The organism is Nitrospirillum amazonense, assembly GCF_029594735.1.
GTDB classification, from domain to species: domain Bacteria; phylum Pseudomonadota; class Alphaproteobacteria; order Azospirillales; family Azospirillaceae; genus Nitrospirillum; species Nitrospirillum amazonense.
The window spans coordinates 506,000-529,319 of sequence record NZ_JARPAF010000003.1 but is presented as its reverse complement, the minus strand read 5'-3'; the positions used below and the strand labels follow the sequence as shown (position 1 = coordinate 529,319).

At 64.4% G+C, this 23,320-nt stretch carries 16 protein-coding genes; 11 read left to right on the top strand and 5 right to left on the bottom strand.

Annotated elements, in window-relative coordinates:
* Positions 1-74: 74 nt before the first annotated feature.
* The 7 genes from P5F91_RS20480 to P5F91_RS20450 all read left to right on the top strand — a co-directional run bounded on the left by P5F91_RS20480 (position 75) and on the right by P5F91_RS20450 (position 12,697).
* Positions 75-3,227 (top strand): P-loop NTPase fold protein, encoded by a 3,153-nt coding sequence (locus tag P5F91_RS20480; protein WP_277908128.1) that lies wholly within the window; start codon positions 75-77, stop codon positions 3,225-3,227.
* Positions 3,228-3,232: 5 nt separating this feature from the next.
* Entirely contained in the window at positions 3,233-5,719 is a 2,487-nt protein-coding gene (locus P5F91_RS20475; protein ID WP_277908127.1) for an amidohydrolase family protein, read from the top strand.
* 402 nt (positions 5,720-6,121) lie between these two features.
* On the top strand, positions 6,122-6,556 hold the full coding sequence (tnpA, locus tag P5F91_RS20470; RefSeq protein ID WP_277908126.1) for an IS66-like element accessory protein TnpA: 435 nt from the start codon (positions 6,122-6,124) through the stop codon (positions 6,554-6,556).
* Positions 6,553-6,900, top strand: a complete 348-nt coding sequence (gene tnpB / locus P5F91_RS20465; protein WP_088874767.1) for an IS66 family insertion sequence element accessory protein TnpB — start codon at positions 6,553-6,555, stop codon at positions 6,898-6,900. Before tnpA ends, tnpB begins: the two co-directional genes overlap by 4 nt.
* Before the next feature lie 96 nt (positions 6,901-6,996).
* The gene (gene tnpC / locus P5F91_RS20460) at positions 6,997-8,592 is read left to right on the top strand and encodes an IS66 family transposase (protein ID WP_277908125.1); all 1,596 of its coding nucleotides are present in this window, start codon (positions 6,997-6,999) and stop codon (positions 8,590-8,592) included.
* Positions 8,589-9,194, top strand: coding sequence for a plasmid pRiA4b ORF-3 family protein (locus P5F91_RS20455; protein ID WP_277908124.1), 606 nt, complete (start codon positions 8,589-8,591; stop codon positions 9,192-9,194). The genes tnpC and P5F91_RS20455 overlap by 4 nt, the downstream gene beginning before the upstream one ends.
* Positions 9,195-10,003: 809 nt before the next feature.
* Positions 10,004-12,697 carry a TonB-dependent receptor gene (locus P5F91_RS20450; protein ID WP_277908123.1) on the top strand — a complete coding sequence of 898 codons (2,694 nt, stop codon included), beginning with the start codon at positions 10,004-10,006 and terminating at the stop codon, positions 12,695-12,697.
* Between the two features lie 157 nt (positions 12,698-12,854).
* Here P5F91_RS20450 and lldD read toward each other — a convergent pair whose 3' ends face one another.
* The 5 genes from lldD to P5F91_RS20425 all read right to left on the bottom strand — a co-directional run bounded on the left by lldD (position 12,855) and on the right by P5F91_RS20425 (position 17,703).
* Positions 12,855-13,985, bottom strand: coding sequence for an FMN-dependent L-lactate dehydrogenase LldD (gene lldD, locus P5F91_RS20445; RefSeq protein WP_277908122.1), 1,131 nt, complete (start codon positions 13,983-13,985; stop codon positions 12,855-12,857).
* 194 nt (positions 13,986-14,179) lie between these two features.
* Positions 14,180-14,911, bottom strand: coding sequence for an SDR family oxidoreductase (locus P5F91_RS20440; protein WP_211106996.1), 732 nt, complete (start codon positions 14,909-14,911; stop codon positions 14,180-14,182).
* A gap of 101 nt (positions 14,912-15,012) precedes the next feature.
* Entirely contained in the window at positions 15,013-16,020 is a 1,008-nt protein-coding gene (locus P5F91_RS20435; RefSeq protein WP_277908121.1) for an aldo/keto reductase, read from the bottom strand.
* 1 nt (position 16,021) lies between these two features.
* The gene (locus tag P5F91_RS20430) at positions 16,022-16,906 is read right to left on the bottom strand and encodes a fumarylacetoacetate hydrolase family protein (protein ID WP_277908120.1); all 885 of its coding nucleotides are present in this window, start codon (positions 16,904-16,906) and stop codon (positions 16,022-16,024) included.
* A gap of 86 nt (positions 16,907-16,992) precedes the next feature.
* The gene (locus P5F91_RS20425) at positions 16,993-17,703 is read right to left on the bottom strand and encodes a GntR family transcriptional regulator (RefSeq protein WP_277908119.1); all 711 of its coding nucleotides are present in this window, start codon (positions 17,701-17,703) and stop codon (positions 16,993-16,995) included.
* Between the two features lie 59 nt (positions 17,704-17,762).
* Between P5F91_RS20425 and P5F91_RS20420 the strand changes: the two genes are divergently transcribed.
* From P5F91_RS20420 to P5F91_RS20405, 4 genes are all read left to right on the top strand, one after another.
* Complete coding sequence (locus P5F91_RS20420) at positions 17,763-18,905, top strand: mandelate racemase/muconate lactonizing enzyme family protein (protein ID WP_277908167.1); 1,143 nt, start codon at positions 17,763-17,765, stop codon at positions 18,903-18,905.
* A 4-nt stretch (positions 18,906-18,909) separates the two neighbouring features.
* Positions 18,910-19,770, top strand: coding sequence for an amidohydrolase family protein (locus P5F91_RS20415; RefSeq protein WP_211106994.1), 861 nt, complete (start codon positions 18,910-18,912; stop codon positions 19,768-19,770).
* Positions 19,771-19,851: 81 nt separating this feature from the next.
* Positions 19,852-21,138, top strand: coding sequence for an MFS transporter (locus tag P5F91_RS20410; RefSeq protein WP_145612067.1), 1,287 nt, complete (start codon positions 19,852-19,854; stop codon positions 21,136-21,138).
* A gap of 43 nt (positions 21,139-21,181) precedes the next feature.
* Positions 21,182-23,299, top strand: coding sequence for a right-handed parallel beta-helix repeat-containing protein (locus P5F91_RS20405; RefSeq protein ID WP_277908118.1), 2,118 nt, complete (start codon positions 21,182-21,184; stop codon positions 23,297-23,299).
* The last annotated feature ends 21 nt before the right edge of the window (positions 23,300-23,320 follow it).

The window sequence follows — 23,320 nt, the reverse complement described above, 5'->3', positions numbered from 1 at the left end:
TATATAAATGGATGTGTTGATGTGATGTAAGGCAAAATGATACGTGTGTCAGTCCCCGTCGTATGAGGTATTTCGTGAGCGCAGCACCTATTGTCATCGACCTTAAGGAGCCCACCGACGTCATTCTGATTACGGACCCCAACAACCGCATCCAGCGCGATGCCACGATCCGTGTGAGAGCGTTGCTGAAGCAGTTCGAGCAGAACGCGGTGCTCAGCAAGGGACGTAGCGAGACGAGAGGCACAGGGGTCCAGGATCGTGTCCATAACGCCGTCCTGGTGAATGGTTCCCGCGGCAGCGGCAAGACAACCTTCATCCTCAACATATTTGAGGACATCCGCAGCTCGGGTGATGACGGACTTATGGTTCTCGACATAATCGACCCCACCCTTGTGGAGGGTAAAGAGAACATTATCATCACGATTGTCGCCAAGATCGTGAAGACGTGTAATGAGTATTACAATAATAGGCAGGTGTCGCCCAAGGGCGACGACAAATACCGTTCCTTTCAGGAAAATTGGAGGGAGCTGGCCGGTGGCTTATCCCTCCTAGAGGGAGTTGGGTCGCAGAGCGCTTACGATGCCAGTTGGGACGACCCCCAGCATGTGATGAATCATGGCCTGGAGCGAGCGCACAGCGGGACGGAGTTTGAACGGCGCTTCCATAAGTTTATCCGCTGTGCACTCGATTTTCTGGGTAAGTCGGCTTTCGTCCTTGCCTTCGACGACATTGATACTAAGTTCGAAAAGGGTTGGCCCGTTCTGGAGATGATCCGGAAGTACTTAACAACTCCACACGTAATATTGCTGATCTCCGGTGATTTTGGCCTTTACTCACAACTTGTTCGGCGTGAGCAGTATCTGAATCTTGGCGATAGTCTATTACGGCATGACCGCCCCCATCGGAATCACCACGGAGAAGACAGCCTGACGTCCTGGAACGCCGATCCGCTGGTCCGCATGGTGGACAGGTTGGAAGAGCAGTACCTGCAAAAAGTGCTGAAGCCTGAAAACCGTATCACCTTGGCGACGTTGGTGGAGATCGAAGATGCCCGTGCGGATCGGCACACCATTATTGTCAAAGCGTCGAACTCGTCCCCGGAACTGACGATATCGAAATTCATCGATAAGCTTCTGGAAAAGGTCATTTTCGTGACCGACAGTGGGGATGCGGCGCTGTATCGGCGCGCCATCTTGAGCCAGCCGTTACGAACCGTTCTCCAGTTTCTGAAGGCCGGGGATAAGGTCGTTGCGGAGGGGGACAGGGTTAAGCCAGGGACGCTGAACGAATTTCGCGCCGCCCTGCCGAATATCTTCGCGTCGGCGTTATACCATAAGCACCTTGACCCCATTGCTATCGCCAGCGGCGATCCTGATGCCCTGATCGCGCAGATGATCGCCTGGAGCGAGACCACCGGCGGCTGGGAGACCACCTATCGCCTGCGGCCTGAATATGGCGATGCGGACCAGAACATGGTGGCTATCGTCTTTGCCAGCCAGTTTGCGAAGAGCTTCAGCGACGCGCCGGGCCAGTCGCTTGTCTATATGATCAAACTGGGACTCACGCGTGAATTCATGCTCCAGCGTGAAGAGGTGAAGTCGCATGAGATTGTGCAGGCGTTGGGGCTTGATTTGCGTGAACGGCCATCGACTGTGGCCCGCCGTGCCATTGGAGTTCAGCGATCCCTGTCTCGCCGAGAGCAGGGCATCGATCGAGGCACGATCCCGGTGAGTGGGGCCAAGATTGACACCCCCAACATGGTCAGACACCTCTATGCGGGCAAGTTGGCGAAGGGCAAGGCGGGCGAAGCTGCCAAACTCTTCAGGGAGCATATCCAGGAATTAGATGACGCGTGCCAGAAATATGCTTCGCGACCAATCCTGGCTTGGTGGAAATTGGCCCGACAGGGTTGGGAGGAGAAAGGGCCCTGGCGTGGGCACGTTTACAATACACTGAGCAGCCTGAGCCAAAAATTTGGCCGAGCCCAGGTCACGCACCTAGCGGCGTGCATCATGTCCGACGCTCGATCCAAGGACCGTTCCCACGTATCCATTTTTTCGCTGATCGCTTGCCTGGCTGAGTTCCTAGAAATCGATAGGGAGGGCGGTGATTCCGAACGCCTTGCACAGGTCCGCAAGACATTCAGTCGCCTGTGCCAGCTCCGTTCCTATCCGGCCCCCAGGTTTAGTGTTGCGCCCGGGTCGGTGGCTGAGGCGAGCACCAGGAGAATCAGTTCTAGGAACGCCGATGAAACGGATGGGGATGATGATGGTGCCGAAGAAGAGGTTTCGGCGGATATTGGGCAGCCGTCCGCAGATAATGATCTTGATCTGTTTCTAGTCTATTTCTCTAAATGGCTAGAGCGTTCAGCAGGAGTCCACCTCGAGATGCCGCCGAGCGTCTATGGTAGGATCATTACCCGTCTATATTATACGCTGACACGCATGGACGATGAACTAACAGCTGGAGCGATCTATACCGGGTCTATGCTCCACCGGCAGATCGTCGCCTTCCTGAATTCCGTTCTCGTTGAAGAAATGCTGGTGAGTGGAGTCAGCCGAAATGTCGCATCCAAGAACGCAGGTTCACCTTCGAAGGCAGAGCCGGTTCTCGACAATCCGACCACGTCGGATACGCCGTTCTGGCAGAATTTTCCTTTCAAGGACGTGGCCTCCGAAGCTAATTACGGAGGTAATGCCGCAGTGGATTTCAGCGAACTTCCTCTATTTGAGCTTATTTTTTCCTGCCCGCTTTGGGCATTTTTTCTCGCACCACAGGCGGTTGTGGCTCGGGGCAACAAGATAGAGGGCTGGAAACTTCTCGAACAACAGATCCGTTGCTGGCCCGGTGCCGCCGCCGACGATAATGATTTCAACCAGCGGCGCAGCAGCGTCGAAATTAAGGACGAGGTGATCGGCGTTTTCGAAAATCTCTGGGCCCCGCTGAACTCCGTGCCGGTCCTGAAATCGGGTGCGATGCAGTACCCGGTTTGGGGGAACAAGGTCATTGATCCGTCTGACCGGATTCGGCGAGATGGGAATATCGACAGGTCTGAGTCTGACGACTCTGATGCCTCCTCGGCTGACAACAAAGACGGGACGTCCAGCAAACAGCTGACTGGGCCGAGGAAGCCCAGGGGCAGACCTCGAAATCAGCCTGAAGAGCCTACTACCGCTGCGGATGCTGCACCGGATGAGGATGAACCGGACAACGGGCAGGCAGGCTGACCGCGATGGAGTTGTTCTATCGGGAGGTCTTTCGGCATGTTGATGCCCTGCGGATTTATCTGTCGGGGCGCCTGCCGAATTTCAATGATGACATTCAGCGCGGGCTGTTCCTGCGGGGGCGGGCGGGCGATCCTAGCCGTCCGGACCATTTCCTGAAGGCTGCAAAGGAAAGGACCGTCGGGCAGTATAAATCCTTATCGGATTTGCTGGTCGGCACGGTTGGCTGGATGCGGGCCACCTTTCTTCAGGAAGATGGGCACCGCCACTATTGTGTCCCGATGGAACGGTTCGAGGCGTGGCAGGAACTACTGACCGATGTTCCGCCCTTGCTTGTCGTAGCCGACGCGCTGCGGCGGCGTCACCCGTTCGGCGGCCGTTTGCCACGGCTGGAAGCGGCTGAATTTCTGAAGACCTTTGTCCGGCCGCAGGTCCGTTACAGTTCCCTGCCAACAGTGCGGGAGCCTCGACTGGATCATTTGATCCGGACGCTGGGGCTGGATGAGATGCACATGCATCTCAACGGTGGAACGGAAACGGAGTTGGTTTGGCTGGATGCGATGGCTAAGCCAAAGGGCTTCGCCCTGCAGTTCCTGAAGTCGGAACTGAACAGCGAGGTGATTGAGCAACTGCAACAGGATGACCGGACACTCACTCATCGAGAGTTGTTGCGGCGCTTGCACGTCGCCCGGCGGCTAAGGCGGTTGCTGACCTATGCCGTCATCCTGCCTCTAGCCGGACGGAAACCGGCGAGGTTTGAGGGTTTTTCCAACCGTCAGCTGGCCGAATTGATGGCGGGCGATACGCCGGCCTGGGAGTTCGAAACGGATTGGCCGTTTCCCGCGACCGAGCATCCGATCGAAAGCGCTTATGGCGGGATGGCGGATGTCACGCCCCTGATGCAGGAAGCGTTGTTCCTGGCGGCCATCCTCTCCGCATTGGAAGAAAGGGTCGCCGACTGGTTGGTTCATGCCGTCTACTGTTATCTGCTTCTCCAGTCACAGTTCATGCGTATGCTGGTCCAGCAACGGGACCAGTACGGGTTCGATCAATTTCAGAAGATCACGGTAAACGAGCTGCGTGAGCTTACCGAAAAGGCCTATGAGAACAGATTTCGTCAGCTCGACTTCACTGAGTCGGGAGACTTGGATCTGATGGAGGGCCGCTTCGCGCCAAAGGTGGACCGGAACGATATGGCAGCATTGTTCGCCGGCATCATACAAGGCTATCAGCGTTTCCATGGCCGCCGGTTCGATAACAAGCGACCGACCCTCGGAGACCTCCTTGATGATTGGCAGCCGCCAGCCGACGGCAAGCGGTTGCGCCTGGCGCTAGTTGCGCATTTCGTGAAAATGAAGGATTCGTGGAAGCCCGGTGTGTCCGAGTTTCCCTGCCGACATTATGCGCTTCGCCAGAGGCTGCGGACCCAGTGGAGTGTCCTGTCGCAATTAGTGCGGCAATATCCCCGTCTACGCCGCTACTTGGTGGGGTTCGACGCTGCCGCTAACGAACTGCACGCGCCCCCGGAGGTCTTCGCCCCCCTGTTCCGGACGATCCGTAAGGCCGGCTTCAACCATTTTAGCTATCATGCCGGAGAGGACTTCATTCACCTGCTTACCGGCATCCGGGCGGTGTATGAGACAATCAAGCTGGTGGGCTTGCAACGCGGCGACCGGATCGGCCACGCAACAGCCGTTGGTATCGAACCGGCGCTGTGGCGCGAGCGCATGGGCACCGTCATTACGCTGACCCGAGGGCAGCGGCTGGACGACTTGGTTTTGGCCTATCGCCTGCTGTCCGAGGCGGGGGAAAGTGGGGCGGTCGTCAAACTCGGCACCGAAATCGCTCGGCTCTCCCGGGATATCTATGGCGGGGCGGAGCCGCCCGACCTCCTGTACGAAGCTTGGGAGATGCGGGGGCTTGATCCTCTGGTGGCCTTCGGCCTGTCCGGCTCGCGTCTGACCGCTTTCGACCGGGCGTTGGAGGCAGAGTTTGTCAGAGTAGACGAGGCCCGGAAGAACCAGAAGGCCTACGACCTCTTCATCCGCCATCATGGCGCCGCGGGTTATGGCGAGGTGGTCCGCCGCAGTGAGGAGATGATCGCCGTCGATTGTGAGGCGATGGACGAGCCTTTGAACTCCGAGCAGATGCGGCTGCTACAGGACTGCGTTCTGAAGAAGATCAATGCGCGTGGCATCGTACTTGAGACACTGCCGACCAGTAATGTCCGGATAAGTGTTTACCGGTCCTATGCCGAGCATCACGTATTCCGTTGGCTGGGCTTGAATGGGCCGGGCGAGAGGATGAGTGTCTGTGTGGGTTCGGACGATCCGGGCATTTTCGCGACCAACCTCCGTAATGAATATGCCCACCTCCTCCGGGAACTTGACCGGCAGTGTGCCGGCACTGGCCGTGACTCGTTGGCCGAGCTGAGAGGTTTGATCGAGAACGGAAAGATCTGGCGTTTTCAGAATAAAATAAGCGGAACAAGATAGGCTGACAAAAATTACGTAAAATACTTGGATTAAGTATTTGATGCTATCTTGGATAGACTCCCGTTTGCCGAAAAATAACATATCTTCACTGAGTATTGTCGCCCGACAGGGGCTGTATATAAATTTCATACTGTGCTGGGTGGTGAAAGTTTGAGGTTAAGAGGCGAGATAGTTCAGCACGTTGCTCCATTGCAAAGGGCGAATGTCTTTGCATGCCTTGCCGTTGTTGCGCCACGTGCATCGGTTTGAACCGCGCTGGATTTACCTGAGGCATCAGCCCATGAGCCGAGTGGCATTTTAAACTCCAATTCGTTCAACCTGGTCAGTAAGCGTCAGCGCAGCCCCGCCTTCCCATGGCGTTATTGATGGGCATGCTTGCCGCTCGGCTTGAGTGGTGGACGCATGGATGACGTGACGGTGATCGGCAAGGAGGCGCTTCGAAGTGCTCATACGAGCGCTTCGGAGCTGCACGGCGAGGTTTTGGGCGGCCCGGAGCGTCGGCGGCGCTGGAGTACCGAGGAGAAGCTGCGGGTTCTGGCGCAGAGTGTGGCGCCGGGGTCGTCGCCGAGCCTGACGTGCCGCATGCACGGTATCAGCACCGGTCAGCTGTCGACGTGGCGCAAGCAGTTCCGGTCGGGTGAGTTGACGGGGTTCGTTCCGGTTTCGGTCGTTGCCGATGCGGCGTTGCCCGAACCGGCGGTCGTTCCTGAAGCGGCGGAGCAGGCCCCCATTTCCATCGGCATGATCGAGGTCGAGCTGCCGACCGGCGTGAGGCTGCGGATCACCGGTGATGTCGGCGAGGCGGCCTTGCGACGGGTTTTGGCGGCATTTTCGTGATCGGTATTCCGGGCAATGTGCGCATCTACCTGGCGTGCGGCGCGACCGACATGCGCCGCGGGTTCGACAGCCTAGCCGCCCAGGTGCAGACGATGCTGAGGCTCGATCCCCATGACGGCGCGCTTTACGCCTTCCGGGGGCGGCGTGGCGACCTGATCAAGATTCTATGGTGGGACGGCCAGGGCCTTTGCCTGTTCTCCAAGCGGCTGGAGCGCGGCCGGTTCGTCTGGCCGCAGGCCAGGGAGGGTTCGGTCGCGCTCACCGCCGCCCAGGTTTCCATGCTGCTGGAAGGGATCGATTGGCGGACGCCGGTGCGCACCTGGCAACCGGACGCGGCCTGCTGAGCGCGCTCGGTCCCATGTGGCCCCCGGCGCGTCATAGTGACTCGGGTGCTGTCCACCACCCTGCCGACGGCGGCGTTTTCGGGTAGAATCCGTTCCATGACCGACGCCGCCGCAGAGATCGCCGAGCTCCGTGCCAGGCTCGCCGAACGCGAGGCCGAACTGGCCGCGGCGCGGGCGGAGTTGACCGGCGCGCGCCTCCTGATCGAGCAGTACAAGGCCCAACTGGCCAAGCTGCGCCGGATGCAGTTCGGCCGCTCGTCGGAGAAGCTCGACCGGCAGATCGCCCAACTGGAACTGATGCTGGAAGACCTGGAGGAAGGCGAGGCCACCCGGACAGCGCCGTCGCTGGATGCCGGGAACGCGGCCCCGGAACGACGCCAGCGGGATCAGCACCATCCGGTGCGCCGTCCCCTACCGGAGCACCTGCCACGCGAGGAGATCGTCCATTCCCCCGGTGACGTCTGCCCCGGCTGCGGCGGCACGCATTTCTCCCGGCTGGGCGAGGACGTGACCGAGGTGCTGGAGAAGATCCCGGCCCGGCTCAAGGTGATCCGCCACATCCGGCCGAAGCTCTCCTGCCGGGCATGCGAGGCCATCCTCCAGGCGCCGGCCCCGGACCTGCCGGTGGAGAAGGGCCGCCCCGGGCCCGGCCTGCTGGCCAATGTCGTGGTGTCGAAGTACCTGGACGGGCTGCCGCTCTACCGGCAATCGGCGATCCTGGCACGCGAGGGCATCGCGATCGAGCGCGCGACCTTGGCCGATTGGGTCGGCCATGCCGCCTGGTGGGTGGCCCCCCTGGCCGGTCTGATTGGCGCCCATGTGATGGCGGCGCCGGTCATCCACACCGACGACACGCCGATCAAGGTGCTGGCGCCGGGCAACGGCCAGACCAGGCTCGGTCGGCTCTGGACCTACCTGGTCGATGAGCGGCCCTGGTGTGGCGATCATGCGCCGGCGGCGTTCTATCGCTTCAGCCCGGACCGCAAGGGTGAGCGCCCGCGTGAGCATCTCTCCGGATTCAGCGGCGTGATCCAGGCCGACGCCTACACGGGCTATGAGGCCCTGACCCGGCCATCGGGCCTGGCCCCGCCCGGTATCGTCCCATCGGGCGTCGTCCACGCGGCCTGTTGGGCCCATGCGCGGCGGCATCTCTACGACCAGTACGAGAAGACCAAGTCGCCGATCGCTGAAGAGGCCTTGCGCCGGATCGGGCGGCTCTACGAGGTCGAGGCCGCGATCACCGGCCTGTCGGCCGAACAGCGCCGGGACGCGCGACAGCAGCTCGCCGTTCCCATCCTCGACGACCTCAAGCCATGGCTGGAGGCGCAGCAGCGGCGCCTGTCGGCCAAGAACACGCTGGGCAAGGCGATCGGATATGCGCTGAACCGCTGGGACGCGCTCACCCTCTATGTCGCCGACGGCCGCATCGCCATCGACAACAACCCCGCCGAACGCTCCCTGCGTGGCATCGCGATCACCAGGAAGAACTTCCTGTTCCTGGGTTCCGAGGCGGGCGGCGACCGGGCGGCACTCCTCTACTCCGTCCTGGAGACGGCGAAGCTGAACGGGCTCGACCCCGAGGCCTATCTGGCGGATGTCCTGGACCGCATGGCCAAGGGGCATCCGATCAACCGGCTGGCCGAACTTCTGCCCTGGAACTGGATGCGCCGGGCTGACAAACTCGCGGCATGACCGCCGACACCCTTGCCATCCTGCGCATCGAACTGCTCCATACCGAACCCCTGGTCTGGCGCCGCGTTGCCGTGCGCGGCACCACCAGCCTCGCGGCGCTCCACAAGATCATCCAGGCCGCCATGGGCTGGCTCGACTACCATCTGTGGGAGTTCGAGGTCGAGGGGGCCACCTACGGCCTTCCCGATCCCGATGGCATGGACTGGGGGCGCACTATCAAGCGCGCCAGCACGATCAAGCTACAAAAGTTGCTCGATGCCGGTGTCGAGACGTTCGGCTACGTCTACGACATGGGCGACAACTGGGAACACCAGATCATCATCGAGCGCGTCGAGGCCGCTCAGCCGGACCAGCCCTATCCCCAGTTCCTTGGTGGCGAGCGGCGCTGCCCGCCCGAGGATTGCGGCGGAGTTCCCGGCTACTACGACTTCCTCGATGACATCGCCGGGCCCGACAAGGGCAGAGGCAGCAAAAAGAAGAAGGAAGCCCTCGAATGGTACGGCGGCCCCTACGACCCCGACGATATCGATGAAGAGCAGATCCGCATTACTCTTAAGCGGATCGCCAGCGCTTCAAGAATGAAGAAGGCCGTCAACCCTTGAACTGCTCGCCGATCCGCTGACGCTTACCCTGGTCATGTCCCCCCGCGTGGTGTAGCAGGCGCCCCGCCAATTTGATTTCTCGAAGGCTTGGCCAAAATTAAGATAGATTAACGCCCAGAACCCGCAGCCGCCGTGCCCCCGTTGGCCAAGTTATGTGTTAGAGGACAACAGTGTCCCCCAACACATAAAGTGGCCAAATCACGCTGAAATTGGCCAGACCCCCGTCCCGCTAAGCACCATGTTATTGAAATATATAGTTATTTCCGAACATTTGGTCAGGGTTTCAGGATAATTTATGCACGGCAGCAGGGCCCGTAGATCTGATAGGTCGAGGCTGCCGCCATACATTTGATCTTCCAGCTGCCGGAGACCTAACAGGGGTGCCGTGGCGATGGCTTCATAGGCTCCCTCACAGCCGGAATCGGGCCCGTTAGGCTTGAAGTGGATGGGGAGAACCTGCGCGGGCGGCCCGACTTCAAGGAATTCTGTTTCCGACCGGCTGGCACGAGGTCCGCGCCTGGGAGGAGAAGCGGGCCCGGCGCGCTTGGGCCGCCTGCCCGAGAGTCACGGTCATTGCGGGTTTGGAACGAGGCCGGCGGCGCGAATGCCGCCGGTCTTGCGCGTTGCCGGCTGCCTAACGCTGTAGCGAAATCGCGCCCCGCGCCATCCATTCCCCAATCTCATTTTTGATGTGGCTGAGTGCAGAAAAGCCGTTGCATGGAATTTCATAACGTGGCACTGATATTTCAAACAACGGGCACTGGCATCTCGCTGTCATAAGCCCATCGATCAGGGAGAGGACGTTCATAATGAAGCGTACGTTGATGGGGCTCGCCCAAGGTGTGGCGTGCTGCGCCCTGCTGCATGCCACGGTAGGCACGGCCTTCGCTCAGCAGGCGGCGACACCGGCCACCGACGACCAGGGCCTGGAAGAGATCGTGGTCACGGGCATCAAGCGCTCCCTGCAGGTGGCCACCGAGATCAAGCGCAATTCGGTCAACGTCGTCGACAGCATCGCCAGTGAAGACCTGGGCAAGATGCCGGACCAGAACGTGGCCGAATCCCTGCAGCGCATCACCGGTGTCGCCATCGATCGCAACCGTGGCGACGGTCAGTTCATCTCGGTCCGCGGCCTGGGACCCCAGTTCAACACCGTCACCCTGAACGGCCGCACCCTGGCCACGGAGAACGTGGGCCGTGAGTTCAGCTTCGACGTCCTGCCCTCCGAACTGATTTCCGGCGCCGACGTCTACAAGAGCCCCAGCGCCAACATCAATGGCGCCTCCATCGGCGCCACGGTGAACATCCGCACGGTACGCCCGCTGGAGCAGAAGCAGGACCTGGTGGTGGCCGGCAGCGCCCGCGCGCTGTATGGCGAGCTGGCGGACAGCACCAACCCCTCGCTGTCCGGCGTCGTCAGCTGGCACAATCCGGGATCGACCTTCGGCGTGGCGCTGGTGGCCTCTTACGAGAAGCGCGACAGCCGCGATGACGAGTTCGACATCGGCGCCGGCCATGTGAAGCGCGGCAACGTCGACCCTACCGACTACTGGTACGGCCGCACCGCCCCCGGCGTGGGCAGCTTTACCGGCGTGGACATGCCGTCCAACCTGTCGCCCTTCTTTTATGAGACGTCGCGCAAGCGCACGGGCCTGAACGGCACCGTCCAGTACCAGCCGAACGACAACCTGACGTTCACGCTGGACGGCTTCTATACCAAGATGGACCAGATCGACCAGTCGCAGGGCCTGGCCTACGACTTCTCCTCCGGCACGCTGGTCGACCAGGTGGTCAAGAACGGCTCCGCCGTCTATCAGAAGATCGTCGGCGGCACGGTGGACGAGATCGTCACCTACACCCCGCGCCTGACCGAAACCTACCTGGTGGGCCTGAACACCGCCTGGCACAAGGACGCCTTCAAGCTGGTGTTCGACGCCTCCACCTCGCAGGCGACGCGCAACGGCAAGGAAGACAGCATCTTCTCCACCATCCGCCGCCGCGACATGACCATGACGTTCGACCGGCGCAACGGCAGCCCGATCTACGACTATAACTTCACCTCGCCCACCATTCCCAACGTCGCGACCGACGTGAACCACGTCGGGGCCCACTACAACCTGTGGGGCGGCACCGACTACAAGGATGAGATCAACGAGGCGAAGCTGGACGGCACCTGGGACCCCGGCGGCGGCATCTCCATCTCCGCCGGCGCGTCGCACCAGGAACGCACCAAGACGGCGGACGCCATCAGCCAGCCGGGTTCCGTGTCCTGCGCCTATTGCGGCGGCGCGGTGCTGCTGCCGTCGTCGCTGTTCACGCCGACGACCATGGACTTCTTCTCCAAGTACCAGAGCGACAACATCGTGCGGAACTGGATCACCTACGATCCGCACGCCATGGTCAACTACCTGCTGTCGCGGCCGGAGGGCATCTTTACCCGGCCCGTGGCCGACCCGGCCGCCAGCTCCCGCGTGAAGGAGAAGGTGAACCTGGGCTACCTCATGTTCGACCTGAAGACGGAGATCGGCGGCCTGCCCCTGTCCGTCAACACCGGCGTGCGTATCGAGGACACGACGTACACCAGCGCCGGTGCCGCGCAGACCGTGCTGAGCGCCAAGCCCAACGGCCAGGGCCAGAACCTCATCGTGCTGTCGGATGTCCAGCCCATCAGCTTCAGCGGCCACTACACCGACGTCCTGCCGTCGCTGAACGTCAAGCTGGACCTGACCGACGACCTGGTGGCCCGCTTCGCCACCTCCCGCGTCATGACCCGCCCGACCCTGTCCGACCTGTCGCCGGCCCAGACCATCCTGTCCAACCCGGGCAACGAGCAGATCACCAAGGGCAACCCCGACCTGAACCCTTTCCGCGCCTCACAGGCGGAATTCGGCCTGGAATGGTACTTCCAGCCCCTGTCCATGCTGTCGGCCGCCCTGTTCTACAAGAACATCGACAGCTTCGTGGCCCAGGCCACGACGCCGCAGAAGGTGGATCAGGTGGTGTTCCAGGTGACCCAGCCCACCAACGGCAAGGGCGCCACGGTGAAGGGGCTGGAGGTCGGCTACCGCCAGGTATTCGACAGGCTGCCGGGGCCGTTCGACGGCCTGGGCGGGCAGGCCAGCTTCACCTACGTGGAAAGCGACGCCCAGTACGCCAACGTGGTCAGCGGCGCCAGCTATGGCCTGCAGGGCCTGTCCAAATACTCCTACAGCCTGGTCGCCTTCTATGAGAAGTACGGCGTCCAGGCCCGCCTGGCCTACACCTGGCGCGACAAGTTCCTGCAGGTGGCCAGCGGCCGCAACGGCGATCCGGAATATTTCGACGCCTACGGCCAGCTGGACGCCAGCCTGTCCTACGACCTGACGCAGAACATCTCCCTCACCCTGGAAGGCCTGAACCTGACGGACGAGAACGAGTTCATCTACTCCACCACGCCCGACCGCACCAAAGAGTACCGCACCACCGGCCGCCGCTTCGCCGCCGGCGTGCGCGTGAAGTTTTAGGCTCCCGGCATCTCACCCGGTTTCTCCCAGACCGGCGTTTCTTCCACCAACCTCCCACCCCCTACCCCGGTAACGGGGTGGGGTTCTTTTTGGGTCATCGCAGATTAGCGGGTAGAGGCGCACAACGGCGCGTTCTGTCATGAAAAGAGGTTCCCTCTCACGCCAGGATCGACCGGTCGATCTCCCCCACGCCGCGCACGCCCGTCAGCGCCATGGCGACCTTCATTTCCTTGGCGTAGATCTCCAGCAGCTGGGTGACCCCGGCCTCGCCGCGCGCGGCCATGGCGTAGAGCCAGGCGCGGCCCAGCAGGACGCCCTTGGCGCCCAGGGCCAGCATGCGCACCACGTCCAGGCCGGAGCGGACGCCGCCGTCGGCCAGCACGGTCAGGCGGTCGCCCACCGCGTCGGCGATGGCGGGCAGGGCCTTGGCCGAGGACAGCACGCCGTCCAGCTGCCGGCCTCCGTGGTTGGAGACGACGATGCCGTCGGCGCCGATGTCGGCGGCCGCGCGGGCGTCGTCGGGGTCCAGGATGCCCTTGATGATCAGGGGGCCGTCCCAGCCCTGGCGGATCCACTCCAGATCCTGCCAGCAGATGGACGGGTCGAAGTTGGAACCCAGCCAGCCCATGTAGTCGTTCAGGCCGCTCTTGTCGCCCAGCACCGGCTCCAGGTTGCCCAGCCGGTGGGGACGGCCGTGGAGGCCCACGTCCCAGGCCCAGGCGGGCTTGGCCACGGCCTGCAGCACGCGGCGCAGCGGCGCGTTGGGACCGGACATGCCGGAATGCGCGTCGCGGTAGCGGGTGCCGGGCACCGGCATGTCCACCGTGAACACCAGGGCCTTGGCCCCCAGCGCCTTGGCGTTGGCCAGCAGCTCGCGCATGAAGCCGCGATCGCGGATGACGTAGAGCTGGAACCACAGCGGCCCGTCCGTGCCCGCCGCCACCTCCGCCAATGAGCAGATGGAGACGGTGGACAGGCAGAAGGGCAGGCGCGCCCGGTTGGCGGCGCGGGCCGCCTGCACCTCCCCCCGCCGGCGGAACATGCCGGAGATGCCGACCGGCCCCAGGGCCACGGGCAGGGCGACGTCCTGCCCGAACAGGCGGGTGCCCAGCGTGATGTCGGCCACGTTCTTCAGCACGCGCTGGCGCAGCGCCAGGTCGGCGAGGTCGTCAACGTTGCGGCGCATCGTCTGCTCCGTCCCCGCACCGCCGTCGGCATAGTCGAACAGGAAGCGGGGGAGGCGGCGCCTGGCCGCCTCCCGGAAATCACGAGGAGAGGAAATGATCATGCGGAAGTCTCCATCTTGCCCTTTGATCGTGACCGATCAAAGGCCGCCCCTCAATCGCCGGGCGCGGCCATCCGGCCGCTTGGCTTCCTCGATTTCCAGTCCCCTGCGTTCCCCGGAAATCTCCGGCGGACGCGGTCGCGTCCTACAGTGGCATGAGAACCTCATGCCACTGGTATCGAACGTCGACAGCGCCGTCAGGCGTTCGACCAGCCGCCGTCGATGACGTTGATCGTGCCGGTAGTGTAGGAGGAAAGGTCGGACGCGAGATAGAGGGCCAGTTCCGCGATCTCCTCCGGCCGGCCGATGCGGCCCATGGGCTGGCGGGCGACGAAGGCGGCGCGGGCGGCGTCGGCATCGCCCGTCGCGGCCAGCCGCTCATCCAGCGAGGGCGACTGCACCGTGCCGGGGCAGATGGCGTTGCAGCGGATGTTCCGGCCCACGAAGTCCACGGCGACCGACTTGGTCAGGCCAATGACGGCGGCCTTGGTCACGCCGTAGGCGAAGCGGTTGGCCACGCCCAGGACCGAGCCCGCCACCGACGACATGTTGACGATGGAGCCGCCGCCGCGCGCGATCATGCCGGGCAGGAAGGCTTGGATCATGCGGAAGGCCGCCTTGACGTTCAGGTCGTAGGAGAAGTCCAGGTCCTTTTCCGCCGTCGTGGCCAGCGTGCCGGCGTGGACATAGCCAGCACAGTTGAACAGCACGTCGATGCCGCCGATGTCTTCGGCCAGCGCCTGAATGGCCACGCCGTCCAGCAGGTTCAGGGTGCGGGTCTCCACGCCCGTCATGCTGGCCAGCGTTTCGGGGTTGATATCCAGCGCGATGACCCGCGCGCCCTCGCGGGCGAACAGCTCGGCACTGGAGCGGCCGATGCCCTGGCCGGCGGCGGTGACGATGGCGGTCTTGCCTTCAAGGCGTCCCATGATGGTGTTTCCTTCAGGTGATGTCAGCGGCATGCCGCCCTAGGATGCGACCGCATCCGCCGCAGTTTTGCGGGGAGCGTCAGGGGACTGGAGCGGCCTGATTAAACAGGCACCGGCGCATCGGCGCGCAGCAGACCCTGGTGTTTCAGGTCCGCCCACAGGGCGGTGGGGATGGGGTGGCGGACCAGGCTGACGGCCCGTTCCACCTGACGCGGACTGTCCATGCCGGGGATGACGGAGACCACCTGGCCATGGGCCAGGGGGAATTGCAGGGCCGCCGCTGCGAGGGGCACGCCGTGGGCGTCGCACACCGCCTCGATGGCGGCCACGCGGGCCACGATGTCGGGCGGGGCCGGCTGGTACTGGTAGTTGACGGGGCCGGGGCCCTTCACGCCGGTGGCCAGGATGCCGGAGTTGTAGGGGCCGCCGATGACGATGCTGACGCCCCGTTGCGCGCACAGCGGCAGGAACACGTCCAGCGACGACTGGTCCAGCAGGGTGTAGCGGCCGGCCAGCAGCATCAGGTCGTAATCGCCGTGGGCCAGCGCCTCGACGCAGACCTCCCACTCGTTCACGCCCAGGCCGATGGCGCCCACGGCCCCGCCGTCGCGCAGCTCCCGCAGCGCGCGGTAGCCGCCCGCCATGAATTGGCGGAACGTCTCCGCATGGCGGTCGCCGTGGACGTAACGGCCGATGTCGTGGACGTAGAGGATGTCGATGCGCTCCCGCCCCAGCCGTTGCCGGCTGGCCTCATAGGAGCGCATGACCGCGTCGTAGGAATAGTCGAAGCGGCTCTCGAACGGTTCCGGCGTCACGAAGCCCTGGCGCACCCGGGTCAAGTCGGCGTCCGGCACCGGGTCCAGCCGCCGGCCCACCTTGGTGGAGAGGATGAGCTTCCCCTCCGGGTCCAAGGCGGACAGGATGCGGCCCAGGCGCTTCTCCGACAGGCCGAAGCCATAGTGCGGGGCGGTGTCGAGGTAGCGGATGCCGGCCTCCAGGGCCGACCGGATGGTGGCCTCGGCGTCCTCCTCCGGCATGGCGCGGTAGAGGTTGCCGATGGGCGCGGCCCCGAAGCCGAGCGCGCCCAGGGAAGAGGGGTCCAGCGCCATGCTATTCCACCGTGTTCTGGGCCACCGTGTTCTGCGCCACCGCGCTCCAGGCCACGGTGCGCTGGCGCTGCGTGCCCAGGCCGTCGATGCCCAGTTCGATCACGTCGCCGGGCTTGAGATAGGTGGGCGGGGTCTGGCCCAGGCCCACGCCGGCGGGGGTGCCCGTGCTGATGACGTCACCCGGCATCAGGGTCATGTAGCGGCTGATGTAGCTGACCAGGTGGGCCACGCCGAACACCATCTCCGCCGAGGTGCCGTTCTGGTAGCGATGGCCGTTGACCGTCAGCCACATGCCCAGGGCCTGCGGGTCGGGGATGTCATCCTTGGTCGCCAGGAAGGGGCCGATGGGGCCGAAGGTGTCGCAGCTCTTGCCCTTCACCCATTGGCCGCCATGCTCCAGCTGGAATTCACGCTCCGACAGGTCGTTGATCAGGACATAGCCGGCCACGTGGTCCAGCGCCTTTTCCAGCGGCACATGGCGGGCGGTGTCGCCGATGACCACGCCCAGCTCCACCTCCCAATCCGTCTTCACCGAGCCGTAGGGGATGACGATGTCGTCGTTGGGGCCGCAGATGGCGGTGGTGGCCTTCATGAAGATGATGGGCTGGCTGGGCAGGGGCAGGTTGGATTCCGCCGCATGGTCGCGGAAGTTCAGGCCCACGCAGATCATCTTGCCCACGCGCCCGACGGCTGGCCCGATGCGCTGGCCCGCCGGCAGGGCGGGCAGCGTGGCGGGGTCGATGGCCGCCAGCCGCGCCAGGCCGGCGCTGGTCAGCACGTCGCCGGCGATGTCATCGACGATGCCGGTCAGGTCGCGCGGGGCGCCCTGGGCATCCAGCAGGGCGGGGCGTTCATGGCCGGGGGCGCCGTAACGGGCCAGTTTCATCACGTATCCATTCGGTTGAGACGGTTGAGTCGCAACTGATATATTAGATACGTCATTTCATATGTCAACGGCGCGCGACCGCAGACTCAGAACATGCCCAGGATGCGTTGCAGGGCCGCCTGGAAGTGTACGGTCAGCGCCGCTTCCGCCCGGTCGCCGTCGCGGTCGGTGCAGGCTCGCAGCACCTCGATATGCTCATTCAAGGTACGCAGGGCCAGCGGCTGGGTGATCAGCCGTTCCAGCCGGATCAGGGTGACGTAGTTCTTCAGCCGGCGGGCCGTCGTCTCGATCAGCGGGTTGCGCAGGCAGGCGATCATGGCGCCGTGGAAACGCTGCTCCAGCCCTTCCAGCGTCTGGGTCAGGGCGGGGGTCAGGCCATCCTTTTCTATGGCGGCGATCAGGGCCTGGTGGTCGGCCAGCAGGGCCGCGATCTCCGCCGCGTCGCCGGTTTCCGCATAGGTGCGGGCGGCCGCGCGCTCTATGATGGAGCGGAACTGATAGGTGGATCGGGCGAATTCGAAGTCCGGCTTCAGGAACTGGATGCCGGAGCGGGGATGGATGGTCAGCACCCCTTCCGCCTCCAGCACGCGCAGCGCGTCGCGCAAGGGCTGCACCGGGATGCCCAGCAACTGCACCAGGTCATTCTGCGACACGAAGGCGCCGGCCGGCACCTTGCGGGCGAACAGCCCTTCCAGGATGGCGCTGTAGGCGATCTCACTCAGGCGCTTGCCCTCCGGGGCGCTGCCGGTGTCCTCGATCGCCGCGTTTGCCGCTTGCTTTTTGCGTGCCGCTGCCATATCTAATTCGTGTCCTGATATTTCAGATATCGATATCTGAATAGAGTGTAGCGGTGAAAATGCAGATCGTCGACTTCCGCATCACACGATTCCAGTTTGCCCGAGATCGGGTCATCGGGGATAGCCAAGTCCGTACCGACGACGTTCATGTCGCAGCCCTGGAACTGGTCGGTTCCGACGGGTCGACGGGCCTGGGATTCGTTCAGTCGCTGTTCTTCCCCCTGCCGGAGGAGGCGGAGATCATCCGCGTCTTCCAGTCGGAGGTGTGGCCCGGGGTGGAGGGGCAGCAGTCCGGTGCCCTGGCCCATCGGGTGACCCGGCCGCGCGGCGGCATCGCCCGGCGCTATACCCTGCCGTTCGAGGAAGCGTTCCAGCAGGCCGTCTGGGATCTGTTCGCCAAGTCTGTGGGCCTGCCGCTGTGGCGGTTGCTGGGTGCCCGCAAGCAGAAGGTGCGCGCCTATGCGTCCGGCCTGGATTTCCACCTGGACGATGGGGCGTTCCAGGACCTGTTCGCCCATGCCGCGTCCGAGGGCTTCACCGCCTTCAAGATCAAGGTGGGCCATCCTGAGATCGGGCGCGACATCCACCGCCTGGATCTGCTGAAGCAGGCCGTGGGGCCTGACGCCACCGTGATGGTGGACGCCAACGAGGCCTGGTCACCCAAGCAGGCCATCCTGAACCTGGAGCTGATGCGCAAGGCCGGGCACGAGATCTTCTGGCTGGAGGATCCCATCCAGCGCAACGATTTCGACGGCCTGCGCCTGCTGCGCCAGACGGCCGGCCGCACCCTGATCAACAGCGGCGAATATCTGGACGTGTCGGGCAAGCGCGCGCTGATCGAGGCGGGCGGGGCCGACATGCTGAACGTCCACGGCCACGTCACCGACGTCATGCGCATCGGTTGGCTGGCGGCGGAGAAGGTGGTGCCGGTGACTTTGGGCAACTCCTTCCTGGAGGTCGGCGTCAACATGGCCTTGGCCCTGCCGGAGGTCGAGTGGCTGGAATACTCCTATCAGAACTTCGACCATCTGGTGGAGGAGAGCTACCGCCTGGAGGACGGCTACATTTACGGTCGGGAGGCGCCGGGCCACGGCCTGGTGCTGAGCGAGGAGGCGCGGCACGTTTGGCGTCGGCCGGCCATCCTGGACCGCGCCGACCTGGGCGCCGCCCCGCCGCAGGTCCGCCTTGCGCGCGCGGGATAAGCCCATGCTGATCGACGCCCATCTGCATTTCTGGGATCCGGCGCGCCTGCGCTACGACTGGCTGTCCCACGTTCCCTCCATCGCCGGGCCGCACACCCCGGCGGAATGGGCGGCGTTGGGATTGCCTGTCGAGCAGGCGGTGTTCGTGCAGGCGGACTGCGATCCGGCCCAGGCGCTGGATGAGGTCGACTGGGTCGCCGGCCTGGCGGACCGGGTACCGGTGGGCGGCATCGTGGCCTTCGCGCCCTTGGAACGGGGGGCGGGGGCGCAGGCGGCGATCGACGCCCTGGCCGCACGGCCCTTGGTGCGGGGCGTGCGCCGGTCGGTGCAGAACGAACCGCTGGCCTTCGTCACCGACCCTGACCACCTGGACGGCATGGTGCGGGCGGCGAAGGCGGGGTTCAGCCTGGACATCTGCGCCCGCGCGCCGCAGCTGCGGGATCTGGCCCATGCCTTGGACCATCTGTACGCGGCGGTGCCGGATGCCGTCACCGTGCTGGATCACCTGGGCAAGCCCGACATCGCCACTCACGGCGGTGACATCCGGGCCGACGGCTGGGCCGAGGCCGTGGCCCGGCTGGCGCGCTTCCCCAACCTGGCCTGCAAGATCTCCGGCCTGACCACCCAGGCGCGGTGGGACGGCTGGCGGGTGGAGGATTTGCGGCCCTATATCGACCATGTCCTGGCCTGCTTCGGTGCCGGGCGCTGCCTGTTCGGCGGCGACTGGCCGGTGGTGGACCTGGCCGGCGGCTACCCGGCGTGGCTGACGCTGTTCCAGGACATCGCCGCGGACTGGACCCAGGCGGAGCGGCACGCCGTCTGCCGGGAGACGGCGCGGCGGGTCTACCGGCTGGGCGGCGGATAATGCATCGATAGGCACTTGATCGGCAGCGGCCCCACCCAAGAGGGCCGGTCATGATGGCAGTCAGGGAGAGATCAACCAAAGATGAGCGACATTCCCATGGACGTCCCCCTTCCTTCCGCCCCGGCGGAAGACACCAGCCAGCATGTCGCGGGTCGGCGGCGTTGGGTCCTGCTCTGGTCGCTGCTGATCAATTTTTTCGTGCTGCTGGCCCTCTACAACGGGGTCATCTCGGTGCTGCTGCCCAACCAGGTGGCGGCGCTGGATCCGGCGGCGAAGGCGGCGAACCTCGCCATCGTCATGTCCATCACGTCCATCTTCTCGACGCTGACCACCCCCATCGCCGGCGCCCTGTCCGACCGCACGCGGTCGCGCTGGGGCCGGCGGTCGCCGTGGATCGCGCTGGCCTCCCTCATCGGGTCGATGTGCCTGTTCGGCGTGTCGCTGGTCACGTCCCTGTGGTCCATCACCGTGCTGTGGGTGATGGCGGCCATCGCCTACAACGCCATGCAGGGGCCATTATCCACCGTAGTGGCCGACCGCTTCGCGCCGGCCAATCGGGGGACCGCCTCGGGCTTCATCGGGGCGGGCATGACGGCAGGTGGCACGGTGGGCATCATCGTGGCGGGGCAACTGGCCAGCCAGTTGGTGCTAGGCTACCTGGTCTTCGCCCTGGCCGTCGCGGCCTGCTGCGTCGCCTTCGTTTTCCTGAACCGTGAGGTGCCGTCCGAACACCTCAAGCCCGCGCCCTTCAGCCTGCCGGGCTTCCTGCGCAGCTTCTGGATCAATCCGCGCCAGTATCCTGATTTCGGCTGGGCCTTCCTGGGCCGCTTCACGATCTACATGGGATACCAGGGGGTGGTGACCTACCAGCTCTACATCCTGCGGGACTACATCCAGCTGTCGGTGGATCAGGCCAACGTCGTCATCGGCAACATCTCCGCCATCACCTTCGTCATGCTGCTGTTCTCCGGCCTGGTTTCCGGCTTCCTGTCGGACAGGGTGGGGCGGCGCAAGCCCTTCGTCTTCTTCTCCTCCGTCATCATGGCGGCGGCCTGCGTGGTCCCGCTGGTCATCCCGACGGTGGAGGGGATGTACCTCTATGCCGGCATCGTCGGGCTGGGCTACGGCGCGTTCACGGCGGTGGACATGGCGCTGATGACGCAGGTGCTGCCCCGCGACACCGGGTCCACCGGCAAGGATCTGGGCATCCTGACCACGGCCATCAATATTCCGCAGGCCATCAGTCCCGTCATGTCGGCTTGGTTGCTGGGCTTGTCCGGTGGCGATTACAGCGTGCTGTTCATCGCGGCCATCCTCTTCGTCTTCGCCTCCTCGTTCTTCGTGTTGCCGATCCGGTCGGTACGCTGAGGCGGCCGGCGTCTTGAAAACAAAGCCTGTAAGGGGATGAGCGATGGGATCATATGCGGCGCGTCTCAGCCTGTTGGCTCTGCTTTTGACATCGGCGCCGGGGTGGTCGCAGACAGCAACCGCCCCCGATTTGCCCACCCCCGACCTGCCCCCCGGCCATCAGCCGGAACGGCTGTACGGGGAAAAGCTGCTAGCGACCATCAAGATCCCGCAACGGCCCACGCCGCCGCCCGTGGTCCTGTCGGTATCGCCCACCGGGTCCGACACGGGCGACGGGTCGCCGGCCCACCCCTTCGCCACGCTGGCCCGTGCCCAGGCCGCCGTGCGGGACCTGAACCGCGACCGGGACGTCATCGTGCGGCTGGCCGACGGGGTTTATCGCCTGGCGGAGCCGCTGCGCTTCTCCGCGGCCGATGGCGGGCAGGCGGGGCACCTGGTGCGCTGGGAGGCGGCGGACGGGGCCAAGCCGGTGATTTCCGGCGGCGACACGGTGACCGGCTGGCGGTTGGCCGATCCGGCCAAGGGGATATGGGCGGCCGACATCCCGCGCGGCGTCGACCCGCGCCAGATCTGGGTCAATGACCGGCTGGCCCGTCGGGCGACGCTGGAGGTGGGGCGCCAGGCCTTCCGCTTCCACGACTGGGGGATGGAGATCGTCGACCCGGCCTGGCGGGCCTTGGCCGACGTGCCGGACCAGAAGCGGATCGAGGTCGAGGGTACGGGCTGGTTCACCGACCGGCACGCGATGGTGGAACGGATCGAGGGCGACCGCATCGTCATGCAGCAGCCGGGTTGGCGGAACAACATCATCGGCTATGACACCATCGCCCGGCCGGTTTCCGAGGCCTCCGCCCGGCTTTTCCTGGTCAACGCCCTGGCCTTCCTGCGTGACCCCGGCCAGTGGTATGCCGATCCGGCCGCCGGCCGTCTCTATTACAAGCCCCGCGCCGGGGAGGACTTGGGCACGGCGTCGGTGGTTCTGCCGCGCCTGTCGATGCTGGTCTCCATCGCCGGCACCTATGACGTGCCGGTCAAGGATCTGCAGTTCAAGGGAGTGAGCTTCCAGAATACCAGCTGGCTGGAACCATCCGGCCCGCAGGGCTATGCCAGCCAGCAGAGCGGCGCCTTCCTGGCCGGCCAGCTTCCCGACTATCCCCAGGAGCCGATACGGGACTGCTCGTGGGGCTGCTGGGCGTTCGAGGCCGCCCGCAACCACTGGCGCCAGCAGCCGGCGGCGATCCAGGTGGCCGCCGCGACCCGCATCCTGTTCGAGGGGGGCGAGTTCGCGCACCTGGGGCAGGTGGCGCTGGGCATCGGCAACAATGCCGATGCCAATGACAGCGGCATCGGGCTGGGCGCCATCGCTGTCGAGGTGTCGCGCAACCTGTTCACCGACCTGTCGGGCGGCGCCATCATGGTGGGCGGTGTCACGCCGGATGCCCACCATCCGCCGCGTCCCGAAATGGGTGTCCGCGACATCCTGATCCGCAACAACCGGATCAGGACCGTGTCGCAAGACTATCGGGAACAGGCGGCCATCCTGGTCACCTATGCGACGGCGCCGGTGATCCTGCATAACGACGTGTCGGACACGCCCTATGACGGGATCGATGTTGGCTGGGGCTGGGGCGTCAACGACCCGGGCGGAAGCTCTGCCTATCGGACGCGGGAGCGCGGTTATTACGACCAGCCGGGCAATTTGGTCTACGACACGCCCACCATCCTGCGTGACGCCGTCATCGTCGGGAACCGCGTGCATTCCGTGAAGCAATGGTATGGGGACGGCGGCGCCATCTACCATCTTTCGGCCGATCCCGGCGGCCTGATCGCCGAGAATTACATTTACGACGTCCCCGGCGGCATCGGTCTCTACCTGGATGAGGGGTCGCGGTACCTGACCGTGCGCAACAACGTCGTCGACAAGGTCGATGTCTGGCTGAACGTCAACACCCTGGACTTCAACCTTCCCCGTCGCACGGCCATGGACGATCTGGCCTCGGGCAACTGGTTCCGCGACGGGCGGGCGCGGGGAACGCTGACCGACTATCTCAACAACCGTCTGGCCGACAATGTCGAGGTCAAGGGCGACGCCTGGCCGGCCGGCGCGCGGGCGGTGATGGAACGCTCCGGCATCCAGCAGGACGAGGCGCCGCGGCGTTGATGGCGGCCGGGTTCACGGCGC